The sequence below is a fragment of the Citrobacter sp. CFNIH10 genome (genome assembly GCF_002934585.1).
GTDB lineage: Bacteria > Pseudomonadota > Gammaproteobacteria > Enterobacterales > Enterobacteriaceae > Citrobacter_A > Citrobacter_A amalonaticus.
Genome location: NZ_CP026216.1, coordinates 1,727,202 through 1,746,811 on the forward strand (window position 1 = coordinate 1,727,202; position 19,610 = coordinate 1,746,811).

Annotated in this window: 21 protein-coding genes and 5 pseudogenes; 9 read left to right on the top strand and 17 right to left on the bottom strand. The window is 51.0% G+C overall.

The features are described from left to right. Window positions 1-42: 42 nt before the first annotated feature. Window positions 43-1,353, top strand: a complete 1,311-nt coding sequence (traF, locus tag C2U53_RS11705) for a conjugal transfer protein TraF (RefSeq protein WP_104445931.1) — start codon at window positions 43-45, stop codon at window positions 1,351-1,353. Window positions 1,354-1,389: 36 nt separating this feature from the next. Then, window positions 1,390-1,500 (top strand): annotated as a pseudogene (locus C2U53_RS30720) (tRNA dihydrouridine(20/20a) synthase DusA); the annotation flags it as partial. 71 nt (window positions 1,501-1,571) lie between these two features. On the opposite strand, the gene C2U53_RS11710 reads toward C2U53_RS30720, so the two are convergent. The 13 genes and pseudogenes from C2U53_RS11710 to C2U53_RS11770 all read right to left on the bottom strand — a co-directional run. Further along, window positions 1,572-1,823 (bottom strand): pyocin activator PrtN family protein, encoded by a 252-nt coding sequence (locus C2U53_RS11710; protein WP_104445932.1) that lies wholly within the window; start codon window positions 1,821-1,823, stop codon window positions 1,572-1,574. Continuing rightward, the gene (locus C2U53_RS11715; RefSeq protein ID WP_104445933.1) at window positions 1,820-3,229 is read right to left on the bottom strand and encodes a DEAD/DEAH box helicase; all 1,410 of its coding nucleotides are present in this window, start codon (window positions 3,227-3,229) and stop codon (window positions 1,820-1,822) included. Before C2U53_RS11715 ends, C2U53_RS11710 begins: the two co-directional genes overlap by 4 nt. Continuing rightward, complete coding sequence (locus C2U53_RS29905) at window positions 3,219-3,392, bottom strand: hypothetical protein (protein WP_172740569.1); 174 nt, start codon at window positions 3,390-3,392, stop codon at window positions 3,219-3,221. Before C2U53_RS29905 ends, C2U53_RS11715 begins: the two co-directional genes overlap by 11 nt. Next, entirely contained in the window at window positions 3,356-3,658 is a 303-nt protein-coding gene (locus C2U53_RS11720) for a VRR-NUC domain-containing protein (protein WP_047747099.1), read from the bottom strand. The genes C2U53_RS29905 and C2U53_RS11720 overlap by 37 nt, the downstream gene beginning before the upstream one ends. Window positions 3,659-3,662: 4 nt before the next feature. Continuing rightward, on the bottom strand, window positions 3,663-3,851 hold the full coding sequence (locus tag C2U53_RS11725; protein ID WP_104445934.1) for a hypothetical protein: 189 nt from the start codon (window positions 3,849-3,851) through the stop codon (window positions 3,663-3,665). Continuing rightward, complete coding sequence (locus C2U53_RS11730) at window positions 3,848-4,141, bottom strand: hypothetical protein (RefSeq protein ID WP_172740570.1); 294 nt, start codon at window positions 4,139-4,141, stop codon at window positions 3,848-3,850. The genes C2U53_RS11725 and C2U53_RS11730 overlap by 4 nt, the downstream gene beginning before the upstream one ends. Next, on the bottom strand, window positions 4,131-4,349 hold the full coding sequence (locus C2U53_RS11735) for an ANR family transcriptional regulator (RefSeq protein WP_039265745.1): 219 nt from the start codon (window positions 4,347-4,349) through the stop codon (window positions 4,131-4,133). The genes C2U53_RS11730 and C2U53_RS11735 overlap by 11 nt, the downstream gene beginning before the upstream one ends. Window positions 4,350-4,354: 5 nt before the next feature. Further along, a pseudogene (locus C2U53_RS11740) lies at window positions 4,355-5,335 on the bottom strand (DNA polymerase); the annotation flags it as partial. Between the two features lie 184 nt (window positions 5,336-5,519). After that, window positions 5,520-5,996: pseudogene (locus C2U53_RS11745) on the bottom strand (IS3 family transposase); the annotation flags it as partial. 80 nt (window positions 5,997-6,076) lie between these two features. Further along, window positions 6,077-7,585, bottom strand: a complete 1,509-nt coding sequence (ltrA, locus tag C2U53_RS11750; RefSeq protein WP_001189111.1) for a group II intron reverse transcriptase/maturase — start codon at window positions 7,583-7,585, stop codon at window positions 6,077-6,079. Window positions 7,586-8,257: 672 nt separating this feature from the next. Further along, window positions 8,258-8,686 (bottom strand): annotated as a pseudogene (locus C2U53_RS11760) (IS3 family transposase); the annotation flags it as partial. A 9-nt stretch (window positions 8,687-8,695) separates the two neighbouring features. Beyond that, window positions 8,696-9,847 carry an IS30-like element IS30H family transposase gene (locus C2U53_RS11765; RefSeq protein WP_001254955.1) on the bottom strand — a complete coding sequence of 384 codons (1,152 nt, stop codon included), beginning with the start codon at window positions 9,845-9,847 and terminating at the stop codon, window positions 8,696-8,698. Between the two features lie 64 nt (window positions 9,848-9,911). Beyond that, window positions 9,912-10,160: pseudogene (locus C2U53_RS11770) on the bottom strand (transposase); the annotation flags it as partial. A gap of 122 nt (window positions 10,161-10,282) precedes the next feature. On the opposite strand from C2U53_RS11770, the gene C2U53_RS29910 reads away from it, so the two are divergent. Continuing rightward, window positions 10,283-11,647 carry a hypothetical protein gene (locus C2U53_RS29910; RefSeq protein WP_172740571.1) on the top strand — a complete coding sequence of 455 codons (1,365 nt, stop codon included), beginning with the start codon at window positions 10,283-10,285 and terminating at the stop codon, window positions 11,645-11,647. Between the two features lie 33 nt (window positions 11,648-11,680). Here the strand turns inward: C2U53_RS29910 and C2U53_RS11775 are convergent, their stop codons facing one another. Next, on the bottom strand, window positions 11,681-12,304 hold the full coding sequence (locus C2U53_RS11775; RefSeq protein ID WP_371415065.1) for an SGNH hydrolase domain-containing protein: 624 nt from the start codon (window positions 12,302-12,304) through the stop codon (window positions 11,681-11,683). A 49-nt stretch (window positions 12,305-12,353) separates the two neighbouring features. Between C2U53_RS11775 and C2U53_RS11785 the strand changes: the two genes are divergently transcribed. Then, window positions 12,354-13,051 (top strand): IS1 family transposase gene (locus C2U53_RS11785; protein WP_223335778.1). Its coding sequence is split into 2 segments (ribosomal slippage): window positions 12,354-12,603 and window positions 12,603-13,051, totalling 699 coding nucleotides; the frame shifts between segments, so codons are not numbered across the junction. Here C2U53_RS11785 and C2U53_RS11790 read toward each other — a convergent pair. Then, the gene (locus C2U53_RS11790; RefSeq protein ID WP_172740572.1) at window positions 12,986-14,356 is read right to left on the bottom strand and encodes an acyltransferase; all 1,371 of its coding nucleotides are present in this window, start codon (window positions 14,354-14,356) and stop codon (window positions 12,986-12,988) included. The two genes, C2U53_RS11785 and C2U53_RS11790, sit on opposite strands and share 66 nt — an antisense overlap. A 226-nt stretch (window positions 14,357-14,582) precedes the next feature. Here C2U53_RS11790 and C2U53_RS11795 point away from each other — a divergent pair, with 226 nt between their 5' ends. Genes C2U53_RS11795 through C2U53_RS11805 form a run of 3 tightly spaced genes read left to right on the top strand, consistent with a single transcriptional unit; the run spans window position 14,583 to window position 15,695 of the window. Beyond that, entirely contained in the window at window positions 14,583-14,813 is a 231-nt protein-coding gene (locus tag C2U53_RS11795; RefSeq protein WP_104445940.1) for a class II holin family protein, read from the top strand. Then, entirely contained in the window at window positions 14,794-15,324 is a 531-nt protein-coding gene (locus C2U53_RS11800) for a lysozyme (protein WP_104445941.1), read from the top strand. The genes C2U53_RS11795 and C2U53_RS11800 overlap by 20 nt, the downstream gene beginning before the upstream one ends. Continuing rightward, window positions 15,321-15,695 carry a hypothetical protein gene (locus C2U53_RS11805; protein WP_104445942.1) on the top strand — a complete coding sequence of 125 codons (375 nt, stop codon included), beginning with the start codon at window positions 15,321-15,323 and terminating at the stop codon, window positions 15,693-15,695. The genes C2U53_RS11800 and C2U53_RS11805 overlap by 4 nt, the downstream gene beginning before the upstream one ends. 92 nt (window positions 15,696-15,787) lie before the next feature. On the opposite strand, the gene C2U53_RS11810 is transcribed toward C2U53_RS11805, so the two are convergent. Next, entirely contained in the window at window positions 15,788-16,876 is a 1,089-nt protein-coding gene (locus tag C2U53_RS11810) for a site-specific integrase (protein ID WP_104445943.1), read from the bottom strand. A 90-nt stretch (window positions 16,877-16,966) separates the two neighbouring features. On the opposite strand from C2U53_RS11810, the gene dusA reads away from it, so the two are divergent. Further along, window positions 16,967-18,004: a tRNA dihydrouridine(20/20a) synthase DusA gene (dusA, locus tag C2U53_RS11815; protein WP_104445944.1), complete on the top strand. Its 1,038-nt coding sequence runs from the start codon at window positions 16,967-16,969 to the stop codon at window positions 18,002-18,004. A 133-nt stretch (window positions 18,005-18,137) separates the two neighbouring features. Beyond that, window positions 18,138-18,380 (top strand): envelope stress response protein PspG, encoded by a 243-nt coding sequence (gene pspG / locus C2U53_RS11820; protein ID WP_044257370.1) that lies wholly within the window; start codon window positions 18,138-18,140, stop codon window positions 18,378-18,380. 185 nt (window positions 18,381-18,565) lie between these two features. Here pspG and C2U53_RS11825 read toward each other — a convergent pair whose 3' ends face one another. Further along, a complete protein-coding gene (locus tag C2U53_RS11825) occupies window positions 18,566-19,549 on the bottom strand; it encodes a quinone oxidoreductase (protein WP_054176725.1) in 984 nt (327 codons plus the stop codon). Window positions 19,550-19,610: the final 61 nt, after the last annotated feature.

The window sequence follows — 19,610 nt, forward strand, 5'->3', positions numbered from 1 at the left end:
TGGCTGAGGCATTATTTCACCTGCAAATAAAATAGGTTTACTGTGAATAAAAATTTTAATTTTTCGGTGGTGGCAATTGTGGTCTCGTTCCTGGTTTCCCAACAGGCGAACGCGGCGAATACCTGGGCGGAAGCGCGTAACGACGCGATGGGCGGAACGGGCGTGGCGTCGGCAAATTATGGTAGCGGGGTTCTCATTAACCCGGCGTTGCTGGCGAAAGCGAAGCCTGAAGACAGCGTTACCGTGATTCTTCCGGCGGTCGGTGCACAAATCACCGACAAAGATAATCTTCAGGATGAAATTGATGAGATCAGCGACAAAATCGATTACTACGATGAGGTGGTTGATAATCTGACGCCGCAGGAAGTTTTGCTCAACCCGCGCGGCGTGTTGAATCAGTTTCAGGGCGCGGCACGCGATCTTGCCGATGAACTCGAATACCTGAAAGGGAAAACGGCACGCGCCAATGCAGGGGCGGGACTGGCGGTGAGCATTCCCAATGAGACGCTTTCCCTGGCTTTCGTGGCGAAGGGCTATGCGCATGGACGGGTCAGTTCATCCATTGATCAGGGTGATATTGACTATCTGCGCCGGATTGAGGGCAGCGATACCTATGCGCTCGTTGAAGCCGGGAAGGCGGCGATTGAAGGCTCAGATGAGATAACCAAACACCTCAACTCGACGGCATCGGGACGCGCGGCAATTGTTTCAGATTATGGTATCGCCGTTGCCCGACAGTTTACGTTCGGCGATGTGCCGGTGTCGATTGGCGTTACGCCAAAACTGCAAAAAACCTGGCTCTACAATTACACCACCTCTATCTATAACTACGACAGCAGCGACTGGAACAGTAGTCGTTATCGTAATGATGACACTGGTTTTAACGTCGACGCCGGGATTGCGGCGGACTTTGGTGAACACTGGACGGTGGGGATCAGCGGGCAGAACCTCATTTCACGCGATCTGGATACCAAATCGATCACTATCACCCACGGCATGACGGGTGAAACGCGAAACTACAAAGACACGTACCAGATTCGCCCGCTGGTCACCGCCGGTATGGCGTGGCAAAACGAGCTGCTGACGCTGAGTGCAGACGGTGATTTGACCGAAACCAAAGGTTTCAAAAGCGAGGAAAACTCACAGTATGTCGGCGTTGGTGCTGAAGTCCGGCCGCTCGACTGGCTGGCCGTGCGTGCCGGTTATCGTGCTGACGTGAAAGATAACGACAGCAACGTCTTTACCGGCGGCGTCGGGTTTGCCCCGTTCAATCGTGTCCATCTTGATTTGATGGGACTGTATGGCGAGGACGAAACCTGGGGCGCAGGCGCGCAGGTCAGCGTGACGTTCTGATGGGGATAACCGGAGACATTACGTCTCCGGTTTTGCCTGTGCTATAGTAGCGCCCCCAATTTACAGGACGCTCAAAAAACCACCATGTCACCAGAATCACAATCTGCCTTTCCCGCTCACCGTTTTTCCATCGCGCCTATGCTCGATGGGGAGAATATACTTTATTAATCAATCTGTTAAATGTTACTGGTGTACTATTGGTGTACCTGCTGCGGGGCTTACTGGCAGGATTTCAGTTCTTCTTTCGCCGCTTTTCTTTTCATATCTATGAACTCGGCAAGGTCGCTGACGTGGACCATTCTCGGGGATTTCTGACTGTCACCCACTCTGAATGTGGGAATTGGTAGTTCACCGCAACCCGCCTTTTTATCTGCTGTCGCGGGTCGCATACCGAGGTATCGCTCAGCAACTACCGATAACGGTATCGTTGATGTTTCGAATTCCGCCATCAGCAAAAACATAGTGTTCATGCTATACCTCTCTTTTTCATGGCATCGAGCAGGATGTCCTGCACTGTTCGTTTTGAGTTGCGCCGTTCCATCACCATTTCGTCCATAGTGTCGGCGGCGATAATGTGGTGAATAAACACCGGGCGGTTGTGTCCGGCCTGAATCTGCCGGGTTGGCCCAATGCGTTCGATAATTTGCTGGTACTGCTCCAGATCCCACCAGTGGGAGAAAAACACCAGTATGTTGCCGCCGTCCTGCATGTTCAGGCCATGGCCCGCGCTGGCCGGGTGCGCGAACAGGACCGGGATTTTTCCGGCGTTCCAGTCGCGAAGGGTCAGTGGGTCCTGGTCAAGATGGCGACCTTTCGGAAATGCTTTAAGCAGGCGCTCAAGGTCGTGTTTCCAGTGGTAGGCCACCAGCACCGGTGCGCCAGCTGCTTCGGTGAGAATACTTTCCAGCGCCTGCAGCTTCGCGTCGTGCAGTTCTGACCAGCTCCCGGCGTCGTCGGTGTACACTGCGCCGCTGGCAATTTGCAGACACTTCACTGTCTTTGCCGCAGCGTTCGGCGCTTCGATGCCTTCTCCGTTCAGCTCAAGGAACATTTCCTTTTCCATTTCGCGATACTGCTGGCGGGCCTTCGGCGGCATGTCCACGCGGATCACGTTATGGATGGGCTCTTTGATGTCGAACCAGTCGGCGGCGTCCAGCGAGATAGTCACGTCGGCCAGTGCACGCTGTATTTCGTCCTGCGAGTGTGCGAACGGCTCCAGCTTCGTCCAGCTCTGCCCCGGAAACTGTATTGAGTTGAACCAGCGGGAGGTAAACGCGCCGTAGGTGCGTCCGAGGCGCTGCCCCTGGTCGACAAACCACGCTTGCCCCCACAAATCCACCAGGCCGTTTGGCGCTGGCGTACCGGTGAGATTCATCCAGCGCCGGACGTGCTTATGCGCCACTTTGCCCAGCGCCGCCGCGCGCTTACCGCCCCCGCGCAACCGAAAGGATTTCAGCCGGGTGCTTTCGTCGGGGATAACGGTACCGAACGGCCAGCGGCCGCCCAGCTCTTCCACCAGCCAGACCAGATTGTCATAGTTAATGGTAAACACGCTGGCATTGCTGTTCACCAGCGCCGCAGCGCGCGCTTTGGCGTTACCGACAATTGGCTGCACCTCGATATTGCGCAGATGCCCCCATTTAACCGCTTCATCCGGCCACGTGCTGGCGGCCACGCGCAGCGGCGCAAGGACCAGCGTGGGCTGAGTCTCCGCTCCCGCCATGAAGAGATCTTCCAGTGTGGTGAGCGTCGCCACGGTTTTACCCATACCCATACCCGCCCAGATGTTGCAGCGCAGAATATCGATTTCGTGGTTAATGATGAGGTCTTGATAAGGGCGGGGCGTGAAAATTTTAGAAGGGGAGTTATCTGGCACGTTTTTCCTCCCAGTGTAGCCTGTCGCCGCTCTGTCCTGTATATCGCCCGGTCTGCCCTTTAGCTGTAAACTCCAGAGTACCGGCGGTAAAGAGCATCACGATAGCGCCATCGTACGGGCCACCAATCAGGCGGAATTTACTGCGTCGTTGGACTTTTCGCACAATATCCCCTCCAGATTTTTGCTATCCAGCACCACCACGGTAAAGCCCAGCGCGCGGAGCCGTTCGTGTTCGCGCAGCTGGTCTGCGCGTGGTGGTTTGCCGGGTGCTTTACATTCAACGAAAACGAGACGGCCGCCGGGTAACAGGACGATGCGATCCGGTACCGAGCGGCGACCGGGTGACACGAACTTAAAGGCGACTCCGCCAGCTTTTTTCACTTCGGCGACGAGGTGCTTTTCGATAAGGCTTTCACGTTCGTAAGCCATAACACTATCTCCCGTCGAAACGACCGTAGCCTTTGACCATGCAATGGCCGTTGATGTATACGGCGGTGGTGTTCAGCTCTTTGGCAATGCGAACCTCACAATCTTCGCGGCCGTGCTCACCGGCAAAACAAACCAGCAGAGCAAACAGCGAAATTCCGCCAATCCAGAGAAGAACGCGGATTAATGTTTTCACTCGCCAGACTCCTCTTTCAGGGACTCGCGACAAGCATCGCAAATTTTCTCTATCTCACGGATGCTGCTTTTAAATAATCCGTCAGGCTCGCCAACGTATGAAGCGTTGTAAGACATACAGGAAGTCCAGCGATACATTGCGTTATTCAAACGTGAAATAGCTTCCAGCGAACTGAGCGTGTCCGCGCGTTCTTGCTTTAGCGCCAGAGCAAGCATCTGCTCCAGAGGAGTTTTTGGCGCAGCGATGATTTCATCGAGTACATCATCGTTCAGACTTTTATTACGCATCATCCACCGCCTTACGCTTTTCGCGCATGTTCTGCATCAGGCAAAAATCAGACCGGCGCTCGCTCCAGTCCTGATTCAGTTCGTTACGTGATTCGCGGTTTGCTTTGGCCCAGACTTTAGCTGCCCGGTCATACTCGCCGGACTGCTCAAGGCGCAAAGCCTCCCGCGCAGTCCGGTAATAAAGCGGACTGTCCCGATATTTAAATGACATAGGGATTATTCCTTACGGTAGTGATATGCCTCGAAGCCGCCAGCGTTCAGCGGGATATCGGGCGCCCATTCGGGGTTAGTGGAGAGCAGCGCGGAAAGCGCCGTGTCGTTGAAATCGTCAGTGTCCGGCGCTTCGGTGATCACCTCATCGTGTACTGTCAGCACAATGCTGTATCCGGCGTCCTCGATCAGCGGCATGTTTCCGGCCAGAACGTCGCGGGCGGCTGCCTGAGTAACGTTTTCCACCAGCTTTCCGCCGTAGGTTTTGAGCCGCTGCCATTTGCGCGAGTAGGAGTTAACGCCCTGATAGGTGATGTTTCCCTTCTCAATGGACGGGGACGGGTAGCAAAGTGCGCGTCCGGACGGCAGTTGTATACGCAGCCATGCACCATCGCGCCGGACTTTGAGATAACCGCAGTACAGCGTCTTTTTCGGGGTGGCAATGGCGGTGCGGACAGTGCGCTCCAGCTCGTACCAGAAATCGCAGGTTGCCGGATGGGCTCTGCGCCAGAGACGCTTAAGCGAGTCACAGGCGATGAAAACGCGCTCCGATAGCCCGTAGGTCGCCTTGCGTTTAACCGATTCGTCGTACCAGCTTTTCGCTTCGCGGATAACATCGCGGGGGATATTCGGCAGCGCAGCGTTCGCCAGCTCGTCGAGGTCAAGCCCATAGACCAGGGCGAAGGTCAGGAACGCCGCAACGCCACCACCAAAGCCGAGGCCCAGTTCCATCACCTTGCCGATCTGACGCTGGTATTTATCGACGTCATCCGGCGAAATATTGAAGGCGCGGGCGTAGGCCAGCTTATACAGGTCTGGCCCGGTCCCCTCGTCGTACTCCCGGAACGCGTCCAGCTTCCACTGCTCCCCGGCAAGCCAGGCTAGTTGTCTCCCCTCAATGTTCGACAGGTCAGAGACAACCAGCTTTTTGCCATCTGGTGCCATGATGCAGCCGCGCAGCGCTGAGCTTGCCAATTGCATAACACTAGCCATTGGAGCCCCCTTCGCGAAGGAAAATTGCCCGAATAGTGCGTGGAGAGCGGCGGCATTGTCTGGCGGCTTGTGTAATAGAGGGGTAACGAATTCCAGTTGCAGGATCTATCACCGCTTTAGCTTGCGGGTTGAGGCCACTAATAACGGCATGAGTGAGGTTTGAATCGCCACGGATAATCTAGACACTTCCGAGCCGTTGATAATACTGGTTTTCATATTCTGTCGGTGACATCTGTTCGCTAGAACCATGCCGACGCTTACTGTTATAAAACATTTCGATGTAATCAAAAATATCGCTGCGGGCTTCTTCCCGCGTTCCGTAGATTTTTTTCTTTATCCGTTCACGTTTCAACAACTGGAAAAAGCTTTCTGCAACCGCATTATCATGGCAGTTACCGCGACGGCTCATGCTGCCCTCCAGGCCGTGTGATTTCAGGAACGACTGCCACTCATGGCTTGTGTACTGACTGCCCTGATCCGAATGAACCAGCACCTGTTTTTGGGGATTACGCCGCCATACAGCCATCAGCAGTGCGTTCAGGACAATGTCCTTTGTCATCCGGGATTGTATGGACCAGCCGATAATTTTGCGTGAGAACAGATCAACAACCACGGCAAGATACAGCCAGCCTTCGTGGGTCCTGAGTAGAGTAAGAGGCAGGGCGTAGTCGGACTATTTCCCTGCCTCTCCTCCCCGAACCGGACGTGCACCTTTCAGCGCATCCGGCTCTCCATTTAAATGCTGGCGAACGCCATTGCCACTTCTGTAAAGCGCGATGTATACGTGTTTCTGGTCTCCGTCCTCAGATAGGGATTACCTTCGGGTAGCCGCCAGCGGAACAGCTTCTTGCCTTGCCCCACCAACCGGTACAGTATTTCGCCGCTGAGCTTGCCGTGATTGGTTTTACCAAATAAAACCCACGTTTTGCTCTGACCCGGTTTCGGTGATTTACACCACCACCTCATCAGGGAAGCGATACCTGTACGGTATTTGCGGGCCAGCCAGTGAGCCAGCTTCCAGAACACGACACGGTCGATATAACTGAAGACTTTGGCCTTAAAATCAACGAACTGATAGAACATGGCCCAGCCTTTCAGTTTTCGGTTGAGTTGTTCAGCCATATCGACTTTGCTTTCACTGTAGTTGCCTGATAACAGTGCTGTCAGCGATGCGGCGAAGTTTCTGGCTTTCTCCTGCGGGATCGTTGAGACCACTCGCATCTCGCCATAACGACTGCGTTTGCGAATGATCCTGTGCCCCAGAAAGATAAAGCCGTCATTAACATGGGTGATTTTAGTCTTATCCATGTTCAGCCTGAGTTTCAGACTGCCTTCGAGCACACCCCGACACTCCTCCCTGATGGCTTCCGCCTGTGCTTTGGTGCCTTTGACGATGAGGACAAAATCATCGGCATAGCGGCAGTACGCCACCGCGGGTTTCCACTGCCAGTTTTCTCTGACCGCCGTACTTCGGCCCCGTTGGATACTGTTATTCCAGTACCACCGATCTTTTCTGGCTTTCCCGCTCAGGTAGCGCTCATGCAGGTATTGATCGAACTCATTCAGCATGATGTTCGATAATAGCGGCGATATAACACCGCCCTGTGGCACACCTTCACTGGCCGCCCGAAAGAGACCGACATCGATATGTCCCGCCTTGATGGTTTTCCACAGCAGAGTCATGAAACGTGCGTCACTGATCCTGCGGCGTACAGCCTTCATCAGCAGTCGATGATGTACGGTGTCGAAGTAACTGGACAGGTCGCCTTCAATCACCCAGCGTCCCCGGGTTTCACCGCAGTCTGTGAGCTGTAATTTCACCGTGCGGATCGCGTGGTGGACACTGCGCTCAGGCCGGAAGCCATATGAGAGCGTATGAAAATCACTCTCCCATATCGGCTCCATCGCCATCAGCATGGCCCGCTGAACAATACGATCCCGCAACGCGGGGATACCCAGTGGTCGCAGTTTGCCGTTGCTTTTAGGGATGTAAACCCGTCTGGCGGGCAAGGGCTGGTAGTGGCCTGAGAGTAATTCATCCCTGAGGATTTGCAGCTCAACAGCCAGTCTGGCCTGTAGCATTGTTTTGTTCACGCCATCAACGCCGGGGGTATGCGCCCCCTTTGATGAAAGCGTGATCCGCGCCGCTTCAGCCAGCCATTCTGGTTGTGTTATCAGACGCAGCAGCCGTTGAATCCGTAGGGACGGATCGGTGGCTGCCCATGTGGCAAGCTTGCGTTGCATTTCGCTGATTATCAAAGGTCTTCACCTCGTTAGGTCAGTTAATTCACGTCGCAAACACATTCAAACTGCTTCCCTTCGCCATGTAATGGGCTTTCCCCATCGCGGACTACTACGGAAGCTCCGCCAGCCAGCGCGTCATCGGAGCCATGCCCCCTTAACATCCGTCGCTGACCTTCCCCGGTTTACCTGCCTGGACTCAGGCATACTGAGGAGGCTGCCCGTCGCACTCTTTATCCTTGCTTGCCGCAAGTTGGCAGAAGTCAGCAACGCAAGCGTGATAGACGCTGCTGCCCCGGTGTTTCGCATACATGTCAAAACACCTTCGACCGGCAGTGCTTACGTATCACTGCCAGTTCCTCCTGCACGGCCTGTCAGATCACGTAGGCCGTGGTGACGTTTTCAACCCACAGAGGCGGATTAACGGGTTCATGTTCTTCAGCCTTTCAGTACTTAACCTTGAGGATCATCTCGGCTTAGTGATCTCGCCTCAATCCCCGTTGTCAGCGGGTTACATCACCCTGCGGGCATGCCGCAGGTCACTGCCGCTCAGGTTCTCCACCGTCACACCCGGTGGGATTGTTGGGTTTCTCATCGTGAGTTACCGGTTCAATATTCCAGACAGACTCGCGGTTCATTTAAGCATCCATGCCCGCCCTGAACTCCGGGCACACTGTAGGTTATGTCCGTTACCCAACTCTCATCCGGAGCATCCGGATTGAACTGTCGCTGGAGCCTGTTGGGCGACACGATACTGGCCTCGCCTTTACGTGCCCGCGGGCTCCGGTATCCGACCTGAGCCTTTATCCCGACACGTTTCATCAGTCGCCAGACTCTGTTCACTCCGCACTGTTGCCCGCTGTCCCGCAGATCCAAATGGATTTTGCGATAACCATAGACGCATCCCGATTCCAGCCAGAACTGTTTAATCTGCCCTGTCAGCCTCAGGTCTGCCTGATGGCGTTGTGAATGCGGCTGCTGAAGCCAGGCGTAAAAACCACTGGGATGAACATCCAGCACCCGACAGAGCAGGCGAACAGGCCAGCAACAGGTGTTGTCACGGATAAAGGCGTACCTCAGTCGGACAGCTTTGCGAAGTACGCCGCTGTAGATTCAATCTGTCAACGCAACACCCCTTTCAATTATCTCTTTAGGTGTTTTGAACTTCAGTGTCTTTCTCGGTCTGTTGTTTAGCTGAGCTGCAACCTGATCCAGCTCATATTGAGTATATTGGGCAAGGCATGTCTTTTTGGGAAAGTACTGTCGGATTAGCCCATTAGTGTTTTCGTTTGTTCCCCGCTGCCAGGGGCTCTGAGGATCGCAGAAGTAAACTTTAACTCCTGTGCTGCCAGTAAATTCCAGATGTCTGGCCAGCTCCATTCCTCTGTCCCATGTCAGTGATCGCCGGAGTTCAGGTGGTAAGCTCAGGAATTTATCTGTAAGAGCCTGATTCACTGATAAAGCGTCTTTGCCCCTGAGTCTCAGGATGATCGTATAACGTGATTTTCGGTCTACAAGTGTGGCTATATGGGAGTTTTTTGTACCCGAGACTAAATCGCCTTCCCAGTGTCCCAGAGAGCGTCTGTTATCGATATGCCGGGAACGTTCGTGGATTGGCGTTCCGTTCACTATGTTGATAGTGCCTCTTTCACCTTTGCGAGTATGGCGCCTGCCATGACGGAGGCTGTGCGATCGGCGCAGGTGCTGTACGTTCAGGTGGTGTAGCGCTTCACGACTACGAAAGTAAAGCGTCTTATAAATTGTCTCAGGTGATATTCGTAGTGTTTTTTGACGCGGCTTCGTTCGCCTTAACCATCCTGATATTTGCTCTGGGGACCACTTCATCTCAAGCTTTTCCAGAACAAGCTCTCGCAACGGCATATTCTGATCCAGTAAGCACGGTTTTGGTCTTTTAGCCATCCTGTTGGCCCGGTTATTCGCATCAACGGCTTTGTAATAGCGCCTACCACGATTACGCTGAACTTCACGTGAGATTGTTGAAGGGCTACGATTCAGCATTGTAGCGATGGCTCGAATGCTCATTTTAGCTGACAGACCGGCTCGTATTTCCTCGCGCTCAGACAGCGTCAGGTGAGCAACAGCTCGCTTGCGCTCATTGGGTTTTATGCCGCCAGTATCTCTTAACATCGTGAAGATGGTCCCTGGTTTCGAACCCAGGATATTAGCTATCTCACTGAAGCCTTTTCCGTTCTTCCACAGTTCAAAAACAGATGTTTTTTCCTTTGCTGTAAATGTTCGTCTCATTCAACAATCCTCCGCAACTACATGTTTTCACATGACTGTTGCGTTGACCAATTGAATCTACAGCGGCTTTTTTTAATATGTCCCGTTCGTCGGTAACCCGCTTCAGCTCTTTCTGGAGACGGCGGATCTCGGCCTGAGCATCTGACTCTTCTTTATTAGTGGAAGAATCTGGACCGTACTTCTTTATCCAGGCGTAAAGGCTGTGGGTGGTGATATCGAGACGTGTTGCAACGCTGGCAACAGAATAACCGCGATCAACAACCTGTTTGACTGCTTCAATTTTAAACTCTTCGGGATAACGCTTACCGCTCATGGGCACCTCTCTTTAAGCCATCTTAAATGACTCTGAGGTGTCTGTTAAACCCGTGGCGATTCACAGATACGAGCATTCCAACCCATATTTTCTGGGTAGGAGGTCAGTATCTTGGGTCAGCAATGACCAGGCATATCTCTGTTCACGATGTTGAAGTTAACGCATCAATTTTTAAAGGTTGTGTACTTGCCGGCACAGGTGAGCTTGATGGTATTGATGTCAGGAAAATAAGCGTCAATGGAGGTGACTGGCGATTCGGATGTAACTTCGAATATGGGGAACAGCCCACAGACCCGGCCACAAACCCTTCCATGACTAACGGGCGCCATCCATATAATATCTATGTTGAGCAATTTAACGGTACTACGTTGCTTTCATGTGATGGATTCCTGCGGGTTGCCAGTTGCTATAATGTCAAATTCTTTTACTGCAATACATTTAACGTAAAATCAGAGACATACGTTTATTCTGGTGACAGAAATATTTCAAGATTCTCACAGAACGTAACCTTTGAAAGTTGCAAGTTTAAACAGGATGGTACTACTCTTACTGCAATTAACTATCAGTCAGCTGTGTTGATGGTTAATAAAGATGGTAGTACTGGAGTTCCACTCCCGTCATGGACTAACTACAATCACTCAATACTTTATAAACAGTGCGAATTCTGGAACAACTCCACAGTAAACAGCACGTGCGTAAGGTTCTATGGAAATAAAGGGTCTACATCATTTGAGTCATGCATTTTTAGAAATTCTTATATAGGGTTGAATGCTGGACCAAGTTCAAACCCGGATTACGTATCTGTTTATGGATTGTCATTTAAAGACTGCCAATTCTTCAATAATTATCGTGATCTTTATACCCTAAGTACAGATGGGATTCTTTTTGATCATTGTCAGTTCAAAGACCAGGTAACATCGTCTACGATTAGTCCTGTGTATTTAGCTTCCCTTTCTTTACGTAGTGTGTTCAGAGCCTGTTCTTTCACTGGTCTTAAGAGATCGACGTTTTATGTGATAATTCAGGATAATAACTCAATAAACAATAAGTTTGAAGATTGTTACTTTGAGATGCTTTCGTCGAGTGATGCAGCTATAAGTTCAGCGGCAATTGTATTTGGTTCTGGTAATACGTCAACGGGAAATCTCACTCCGAACACGGCATCTCAGAGAGGGCTAATTGGTGAAAGTGCTTCTAGAATCAGAGATCTTAGCATTTTTGGTGGTGGGTTCGCTCATGCAGACGTAGGTGAGTATTTTACAAGCACTACTTCATATGGGCTGACAACAATACAGGGAGGAATAAACGGCATGCTCATCACCATAAGAGGTGCGTCTTCCGGTTCATCTGTCACTATATCGCATGCTGCGTCAGGCGTTGATACAGACAAAAGGATCTTATTGCTTGGAGGTACTAACCGTTCGGTAAGCGGTGACGGATGGGTTTTAAGGCTGAGAAAACTATCAAATGGATGGTGGGAAGTATAATGAATATGGCGGCCATTACGGCCGCCTTTTTAGTTAGAGAGATACGTTTTCTTTCTCCATCCAGTCAAAGAACTTATCACCTACTTTCTCACTTGCATATTCAGAGAAGTGTTTGTAGTCATCCCTGAAAACAGGCAATCCATCAATAACAGACGAGCATCCTGACTTACTACAGAAAACTGTATTAGGATCAAAGAACATAACATCAGGGTGCCGATCCCTGATAGCTCTCTCTAGTCTTGTGAAGTTACTCCTGATTTCTGTAACCTCTCTCTCATTTGTAGAGCAATCCTGAGTAGCAGGTTTCAGAGGCCTGGTGAAGCATGCTTTTATGTTTTTATTCATCTTCACATGCGGGTAGAATATGATGATCTTCTTACCTGTAGAAGATATTAATTCAATTCTCTTTAAGAAATTATCAATATATTTATTGTCAGGATTATTGTTTACCCCACCAATTATCACTGTTCTGATAGATGACTCACTTTTAATAATTTCATTGATGAAGTTCATCTGGCGATGACCAATGCTTCCTTCTCCAGATACTAACCCATATGTTATATCTGATGTTCCAATAGATAAAACATTAGTTGAATCTGAATTTTTGGCAATACCTGGATAAAGATGGTTAGCGTAACTGTTACCAATCAGGGTGATGCTGCCAACTTACTGATTTAGTGTATGATGGTGTTTTTGAGGTGCTCCAGTGGCTTCTGTTTCTATCAGCTGTCCCTCCTGTTCAGCTACTGACGGGGTGGTGCGTAACGGCAAAAGCACCGCCGGACATCAGCGCTATCTCTGCTCTCACTGCCGTAAAACATGGCAACTGCAGTTCACTTACACCGCTTCTCAACCCGGTACGCACCAGAAAATCATTGATATGGCCATGAATGGCGTTGGATGCCGGGCAACCGCCCGCATTATGGGCGTTGGCCTCAACACGATTTTCCGCCATTTAAAAAACTCAGGCCGCAGTCGGTAACCTCGCGCATACAGCCGGGCAGTGACGTCATCGTCTGCGCGGAAATGGACGAACAGTGGGGATACGTCGGGGCTAAATCGCGCCAGCGCTGGCTGTTTTACGCGTATGACAGGCTCCGGAAGACGGTTGTGGCGCACGTATTCGGTGAACGCACTCTGGCCACACTGGAGCGTCTTCTGAGCCTGCTGTCGGCCTTTGAGGTCGTGGTATGGATGACGGATGGCTGGCCGCTGTATGAATCCCGCCTGAAGGGAAAGCTGCACGTTATCAGCAAGCGTTACACTCAGCGCATTGAGCGACATAACCTGAATCTGAGACAACATCTGGCAAGGCTGGGACGGAAGTCACTGTCGTTCTCAAAATCGGTGGAGCTGCATGACAAGGTCATCGGGCATTATCTGAACATAAAACACTATCATTAAGTTGGAGTCATTACCACCAATCAGGATAACATCTGGAGATTTATTATATTTCATCTCGCAAAACCATACCGGCATCTCGTCTTGATCTGCGAAATGATATCTATTCTTGCAATTACTATTGTTAATATATTGCCACAGAGCACCATTTAACTGACGGTTAACTGCCTTGCTGTTTTCTATGATACCTCTTGTCTCCAGCCCATTGTTATAAAAAACATAGTAACCAAAAATACCGGTACAAAACATAATCGCGACAAGCGGTATAGTTTTAAAGGACACGGATTTAACTCTTTTTAGTGGCCTTTCAATTAAAAGATATGTAGCGCAGGATAAAAAGAAAGAGAGTGCAACACCAGAAGCCTGAACCATTGCGGAAACATCATCGCCATTAATAATCCGCATTACTGATATGACAGGCCAGTGCCACAGGTAAAATGGGTAACTAATCAATCCAACAAAGACGACAAGTTTGTTGCTAAGCAGTACATTTACTGGTCTGAAAGAGTTTGCATACAGGATGACTAAACAAGATCCCGCCACCGGTGCTAGAGCATATATACCAGGGAAAGGAATTGTGTCTCTGTACAGGATGAAGCAACCAATAAGTATTGAAATCCCAGCAACAGCGAAAATTTTCTTTGCAACAGTAGGGATTCTATCAGTCTTTCCAGACATGTGAAGACAGGCGATTATAGAGCCTGAAAATAACTCCCATGCTCTATATTGAGGAAGATAAAAACCAGCAGTTGGATCTCTGTAAACCTCAATTGCACCAAAAATAAATGAGGTTATGGCTATAACACATAGAGAAGCCGTAACATTGATTCTCACCTTATAAAGTAACCACAGTAGGATAGGTAGAACAATGTAGTATTGCTCTTCAACTCCTAATGACCACAAATGCAGGAAAGGTTTTGTTACTGATGAAGCGTCAAAGTAACCTGACTCATAGAAAAGAACTATGTTAGAGACGAAGCCAGAGCCTCCTGCTACATGCTTCCCTAACTGCATATATTCATCAGTGAAGAAAGTAAACCAGCAAAAAGCCATTACAGATAGCATTACCACCAGAAGAGCAGGGAAAATTCTGTTAACCCTTCTTCGGTAAAATTCAAGTATAGAGAATTCACCTTGTTTGTTTTCTTTGATAAGAATAGATGTTATCAGGTATCCAGATATTACAAAAAATATGTCTACTCCGACAAATCCACCCGGGAGAAGATCCTTAAAAGCGTGGTAAAAAACCACTGAAGTAACAGCTAATGCTCTTAAACCGTCTATCTCTGGTCTGTATTTTATTGACATATCCATAATCTTGTAGTTTTCAGTTAGTTATATTCTATCACTCAATTTCATGTTGATCGACAACCCACCAATTGATAATGCTGTATGTATTAGGGGCTTCCCCGATCATGGTGGGAGATTTATGCCGCTTTGTTATGACATTGCTGTTTTAGTCGGGATTCCGACCACGCCAACGCCTTACCCTCATCACTAAATTAAGTGGACCCCACGGGGGTAAGGCATGAGGATGAACAACCATTCAGATCTGGCGGCAGGTGCCTCCTATATCACGTCCGGGGGCAGTGGCATCTTCTGGCTGCTGCAACTTCTTGATAAGGTAAGTCCCAGCCAGTGGGCTGCTATTGGTGTGCTGGCGAGTATCTTCCTGGGGCTTGTGACCTACCTGACCAATCTCTATTTCAAAATTAAAGAAGATCGTCGCAAAGAGGCTCAACTCTATGACCAGCACCAGGACTAAGCTTAGCGCTGCTGTTCTGGGACTGGTACTCGCCGGTGCGCCGGCATCGGTGATTCTCGACCAGTTCCTGAATGAGAAAGAGGGCAACAGCCTGACAGCGTATCGTGATGGCGGTGGGGTATGGACGATTTGCCGTGGCGCCACGATGGTTGATGGCAAGCCGGTAGTTCAGGGCATGAAGCTGACGCAGGCTAAATGTGACCAGGTAAACGCCATTGAGCGCGATAAAGCGCTGGCTTGGGTAGAACGTAATATCAAGGTGCCGCTGACAGAACCGCAGAAAGCAGGCATCGCATCGTTCTGCCCGTACAACATCGGTCCTGGTAAATGCTTTTCCTCGACTTTTTACCGAAAGCTTAACGCCGGTGATCGTAAGGGGGCTTGTGCTGAAATCCGGCGCTGGATATTCGACGGCGGAAAGGATTGCCGCATCCGGTCAAATAATTGTTATGGTCAGCCACCACGGCGCGATCAGGAAAGCGCACTTACGTGCTGGGAGATAGACCAGTGACCCTTAAAGCAAAACTGTCAGTGCTGGCCGTTCTGCTGGCGCTGTTCGCTGGTACATACTACGCCGGTTATCTGAAAGGCTGGTACGCCCATAGCGACAAGGTAAACAGCGAGTATCAGGCGAAGAGTAAAAAGGCTGAGAAGACCGTCGCCACCGGCGAACAGAAAGCGGCTACCGCCAGCGCCGAAGGCAAAGTGATTTACCGGACCATTTACCGTGATGTGGTGAAATATGTTAACGACCCGAATCATACTAAGTGCGATTTTGACGATCACGCTGTGCAGCTGCGTCAGCGAGCCCTCGACGCGGCCAACTCCATCAGCGGATTTGATGCAGGAACCGTGCAAGGGAGCGACCAAAGCAGGAACTGACAGCGATGAAGATCTGCAGGCAGATATAGAAACTGCTGAATGCTTGCGGCAGTTACGACTGGATAAGTACCGCTGGCAGGCGTGGTATAAAGCTACCTCTTTTTAGCGTGCAGCTCGTTGTACTTTTCATGCAGAGACTTCGGAAATAATTCAGTATAAACCTGCCAGAGCACGTTAAGCGAGCGATGGCCTGTAACCTGGGCCACTTCTTCTATGCTAAAACCCGCCTCGAAAAGCCTGCTGGCACCCTCCCGGCGCATATCGTGATACCGCAAATCCTGAATGCCCAGGGCGTTTCTGACGCGCTGAAAACCAGCAGTTACAGAACTTGAGTTGTAGGGGAATATTAACTCGCTGGTTCTGGGCTGACGCTGAGCAATATCCCACGCCTCACCCAGCAGGGCTACCCGCATATGATTACCTTCTTTTTTACGCGGGTCTTTCCGGTCGCGCACCAGTACGGCGCGCTCCTTGTCGTCTACATCCTCCCAACGCAACCGGCATACTTCACCAATACGCATACAGCTCAGTATTGAGAAACGCAGAATGTCTATGAAGGGAATTTTTGCACTCCGGTGCGCGCTACGGGCTCTCAGTCCTTCTTCCAGCCGATCAAGTTCGTCGCCTACCGGGCGACGGCTCCGGCGTTGGGATTTGCCAATAAGCCCCATTTGAATCAGTACCGGGCGTGCTTCCCTTGCCGGGTTCTGGGTGTACTCAATACCGTATACAGGTTTTGCCGACGCCAGTACACCCGAAAGATAGCTAATATCCTGGCTAATTGTTGCTGGCCCTGCACCGGCTCCCGCGCGCTCACGGCAATGCGTGATAATATCTGCTACAGCCAGATCGGTTAGCGTGATTCTGGCGATATCGCAATCGACCAGCATGTTGAGAACATAACGCTTTGTGCGACCTGCTTTACCGCCCAGTGAGGGGTCGTTCGTGTAGCGGGTGATCAGCTCCCCGGTTGTTATTTTGCTTGCGTCTCCAGTATCCGGGATGCCGTCGGCTTCAAGTTCCAGTACGCGGCGACCGCCCCATGTTTTTGCCAGCGCCAGTTTGCTGAACGTTTTTGTTTCACGATGGATGTGCTTACCACCGGATTTAATACCAACGGTGCAGCGATACCGGATCGTGCCGTCAGCTTTTGGTCGTTTAACTATGTTATAGTAAGCCATTATTTAACCAGTTTTGCTTTTCGGTACACCATTTAAATGGTGTCCTCAATGGTGTACTGAGAATGCAAAAATAATATAAAATGTTCGAAAATGCACCATAATACAGAAAATAAAAAAACCTGCCACGACAGTGCGGTACCTGAAAGGTCAGGCTTACACTGGCATGGCAGGTTTAGCGTAGCCCCCATGCTCGACTGGACGGACAGACACTGCCGCTACTTCCTGCGCTTATTGTCTCGCCAGACGCTGCTCTATACCGAGATGGTGACGACGGGGGCGATTATTCATGGCAAAGGCGATTATCTGGCATACAGCGAAGAAGAGCATCCGGTCGCTCTGCAGCTAGGCGGCAGCGATCCGGCAGCGTTGGCGCACTGCGCGAAGCTGGCTGAAGCGCGCGGCTACGACGAGATCAACCTCAACGTCGGCTGTCCGTCCGATCGTGTACAAAATGGCATGTTTGGCGCCTGTCTGATGGGCAATGCGCAATTGGTGGCAGACTGCGTGAAGGCGATGCGTGACGTGGTGTCGATTCCGGTGACCGTGAAAACCCGTATTGGTATTGACGATCAGGATAGCTACGAATTTCTTTGCGATTTCATCAATACGGTGTCTGGTCGCGGTGAGTGCGAGATGTTCATCATCCACGCTCGTAAGGCCTGGCTCTCCGGATTAAGTCCGAAGGAAAACCGTGAAATCCCGCCGCTGGATTATCCGCGTGTATATCAACTGAAACGCGATTTCCCGCAGCTGACGATGTCCATTAATGGCGGCATTACGTCGCTGGAACAGGCGAAGGCGCATCTTGAACATATGGACGGCGTGATGGTCGGGCGCGAAGCCTATCAGAACCCTGGCATTCTGGCCGCTGTCGATCGCGAAATATTTGGCTCCTCAACTGCTGATGCCGATCCGGTTACGGTGGTGCGGGCCATGTATCCTTATATCGAACGTGAACTGAGCAAGGGCACGTATCTTGGTCATATTACGCGCCACATGCTGGGGCTGTTTCAGGGGATCCCGGGGGCGCGCCAGTGGCGTCGCTACCTGAGCGAAAACGCCCATAAAGCCGGTGCCGATGTTAATGTGCTGGAGCATGCGCTGAAGCTGGTGGCTGATAAGCGTTAGATTTTCACTAAAAAGTAGTCAATTTCACCACGCCCTGCAAAGTTTTGCGGGGCGTTTTGCTGAAAAATCAAGAAATTAAGTTTGGCATGATTTTTGTAATGGTCTGGGCAGGAATTCATTATGGGAGAGCATCATGCTGGAACTACTTTTTGTGCTTGGCTTCTTTATCATGCTGATGGTCACCGGCGTCTCGCTATTGGGCATTCTGGCCGCGCTGGTTGTTGCCGCGTTCGTGATGTTCCTTGGCGGCATGTTTGCACTGATGATCAAACTCTTGCCGTGGCTGCTGTTGGCTGTTGCGGTGGTGTGGGTGATTAAAGCGATTAAGTCGCCAAAAATCCCACAATATCAGCGCAATAACCGTTGGCGTTACTAAAGATGTGAGGGATGCGTCACAACCTGTAACTTTGGCGTCAGAACCAAATAGGAATTGACTACCAAATCTGTCAGTATTGCGCGACTAACAGATTCATCGAGCTGTACCCTACATACAGCCGAACTAAAAAAGAAAGGGCTTCCCGTGTTGAATGGGAAGCCCAATTTCTTTCAGGAGCAAGGGAATCAAGGGATCAGCAAACTCGAACCCTGCGTTGCCCGACTCTCCAGCACTTCATGCGCGCGCCGTGCCTCTTTCAGCGGATATTTCTGACGGTCTGGCACATCCACTTTGATCACGCCGCTGGCGATCAGCGAAAACAGTTCGTTACTGGCTTCGGTCAACTCTTCCGCGTTGGTGATGTAGCCCTGAAGAGAAGGGCGCGTGGCGTATAGCGAACCTTTCTGATTCAGAATCCCCAGGTTCACGCCGGTCACCGGGCCTGACGCGTTGCCAAAACTGACCATCAGCCCCCGACGCTGCAGACAGTCCAGTGAGGCTTCCCAGGTATCCTTACCGACCGAGTCATACACCACGCGGACTTTTTTGCCGCCGGTTATCTCTTTAACCCGCTCGACAATGTTCTCTTCGCGATAGTTAATCACCTGCCATGCGCCGGCATCCAGCGCTCGCTGCGCCTTTTGCGCGCTGCCGACGGTGCCAATCAGTTTCGCGCCCAGCGCTTTCGCCCACTGACAGGCAATCAGCCCTACGCCGCCAGCGGCCGCATGGAACAGGAACGGTTCGTCGGGCTTGATTTCGTAAGTTTTGCGCAGCAGATAAAAAACGGTTAGTCCCTTCAGGAAAGAAGCGGCAGCCTGCTCGTAAGAGATGGCGTCAGGCAGGATAGCGGCTTTATCGGCCGGTACGTTGTGGACCGAACTGTAGGCGCCGAGTGCGGACTGCGCATACACCACGCGATCGCCTGCTTTAATATGACGGACGTCGCTGCCGACTTTGCTGACGACGCCCGCTGCTTCGGTCCCTAAACCGCTGGGCAGCGCGGGGGGCGGATAGAGCCCACTGCGGATATAGGTATCAATAAAGTTAATGCCGATCGCTTTGTTTTCGACCTGGATTTCGTTCGCCGCCGGATCGGCGGGGGTAAAGTCCACGGCCTGAAGCACGTCAGGGCCACCATGCTTGTGAAATTCAATTCGTGTTGCCATGATTTCTCCAGTATCATCGGAAGATTAGCGTCAACTCACTTTTATCTCGGTAACTCCATTC